Source organism: Pseudomonas sp. NBRC 111140 (genome assembly GCF_001320885.1).
In the GTDB taxonomy this organism is placed as follows: Bacteria; Pseudomonadota; Gammaproteobacteria; order Pseudomonadales; family Pseudomonadaceae; genus Aquipseudomonas; species Aquipseudomonas putida_P.
In genome coordinates this window covers 1-2,064 of record NZ_BCBQ01000187.1, presented here as the reverse complement: position 1 = coordinate 2,064, position 2,064 = coordinate 1, and the positions used below count along the sequence as shown (strand labels likewise).

3 protein-coding genes are annotated in these 2,064 nt (G+C 59.4%); 2 read left to right on the top strand and 1 reads right to left on the bottom strand.

Features of this window, described 5'->3' with window-relative positions:
- A partial coding sequence (gene serA, locus APH42_RS28780) for a phosphoglycerate dehydrogenase (protein WP_060494751.1) occupies positions 1-911 on the top strand: 911 nt, incomplete at its 5' end.
- A 46-nt stretch (positions 912-957) separates the two neighbouring features.
- Here the strand turns inward: serA and APH42_RS28775 are convergent.
- Positions 958-1,434 (bottom strand): DUF4399 domain-containing protein, encoded by a 477-nt coding sequence (locus APH42_RS28775; protein WP_012274703.1) that lies wholly within the window; start codon positions 1,432-1,434, stop codon positions 958-960.
- Positions 1,435-1,657: 223 nt separating this feature from the next.
- Here APH42_RS28775 and APH42_RS28770 point away from each other — a divergent pair.
- The coding region (locus APH42_RS28770) for a transporter substrate-binding domain-containing protein (RefSeq protein WP_060494750.1) at positions 1,658-2,064 on the top strand (407 nt) is incomplete at its 3' end.

Genomic DNA, 2,064 nt, shown 5'->3' with positions numbered 1-2,064 from the left:
CCAACACCCGTTCGGTCGCCGAGCTGGTACTGGCCGAGGCCATCCTGCTGCTGCGCGGCATCCCAGAGAAAAACGCTTCCTGCCACCGTGGTGGCTGGATCAAGAGTGCGGCCAACTCGTTCGAAATCCGTGGCAAGAAACTGGGCATCGTCGGCTACGGCTCGATCGGTACCCAACTGTCGGTCCTGGCCGAAAACCTGGGCATGCAGGTGTACTTCTACGACCCGCTGACCAAACTGCCACTGGGCAACGCCGTGCAGGTCACCAGCCTGAACGAGCTGCTGGGCCTGGCCGACATCGTCTCGCTGCACGTGCCTGAGCTGCCGTCCACCCAGTGGATGATCGGCGAGAAGGAAATCCGCGCGATGAAGAAAGGCGCGATCCTGATCAACGCCGCCCGTGGCACCGTGGTCGAACTGGACCACCTGGCCGCTGCCATCAAGGACAAGCACCTGATCGGCGCCGCCATCGATGTGTTCCCGATCGAGCCGCGCTCCAACGACGAAGAGTTCGAAAGCCCGCTGCGCGGCCTGGACAACGTGATCCTGACCCCGCACATCGGTGGTTCCACCGCCGAAGCCCAGGCCAACATCGGCCTGGAAGTGGCCGAGAAGCTGGTCAAGTACAGCGACAACGGTACTTCGGTATCTTCGGTCAACTTCCCGGAAGTGGCCCTGCCGGCGCACCCAGGCAAGCACCGCCTGCTGCACATTCACGAAAACATTCCCGGCGTACTCAGCGAGATCAACAAGGTCTTCGCCGAGAACGGCATCAACATCTCCGGTCAGTTCCTGCAGACCAACGAGAAAGTCGGTTACGTGGTAATCGACGTTGACGCCGAGTACTCGGACCTTGCGCAAGAAAAACTGCAACAGGTCAAGGGCACCATCCGTTCCCGCGTGCTGTTCTAAGTTTGCTTGCTGCATGAAAAAGGGAGGCCCTTGGGCCTCCCTTTTTTTATTTCACTTCAACCGTGATCTTCTTCGATTCCACGCTTGGCTTGAACGGCACGTGATACTGGTCCCCCAGGATCAGTTGCAAGGTGTGCTTGCCCGGCGTCAGGGTGATGCTGGTTTCGGTCTGCGCCTTGCCGAAGTGCAGCACCTGCGGGCCCGCCGGCAGTGCGGTGCCAGCCTCCGGCATCAGGCTGGTCGGCAGCGGCATGTCAGCCACTGGCTCTTTGTCCACATCCACCAGCAGGTGGTGGTGCCCGGTGTGCGGGGTCTGATCACCCGCAGGCTTGAGGGCCATACCCTCGATGCCGAACTTGACGGTGAAGGTCTTGTCGACCGTAGCGCCATCGGCGGGGGAAACGATGAAGACCTTGGCATCCTTGGGCGGCTCCTGGCTCTTCAGGGCGTCCGCGGCACTGGCGAACACCGACGCGCCCATCAACAGACCGGCAACGGCAGCACGCGAAATTAGGCTGTTCATTCACTTCTCCTGTGATTCACTTATTGACCGCAGCCTGGGATCCGACGGCGGCGGTAGTTCACATTAGTTGAATTATTCGCCAAGGTGTTCACATTGTCTGACAGAAATATTTCGGTCAGGGTTAAACAATGCCGAGGCTTCAAGGTCATAGGCTGCGTTCGATCACGGCGAGGAAGAAAGCCGTGGCGACAGTATTCAATCTGCTAAAAGAAAAGGGGCATTCATGCGTTCGACCATAGGGGTACTGCTGGCAGTACTGATCAGTCCATTGGCCCAGGCGGAGCTGATCGACGAAATCGCCGACCGGGGCGAACTGCGCATTGCCGTACAGGCTGATAATTCGCCGTACGCATTCAAACAAGACGACCACCTGACGGGTTTCGACATCGAATTTGGCCAGGACCTGGCCAGGGAGCTGGACTTGCGCGCCGAGTTCGTCGAAGCCCCTGCAACAGAAGTGCTGACAGGTGTCGAGAGCGGCAAGTACGACATCGCGCTCACGCCATCGACCGATGCGCTCAAGGGCGACGACGGCCCGCTCGATGTAAGCCTTCCGATTGGCGAAAAGAAGCTGGTGATCCCGTTCCAGAAGGACAACCCGGCGTTCGAAAGTGCGGTGAACAATGCGTT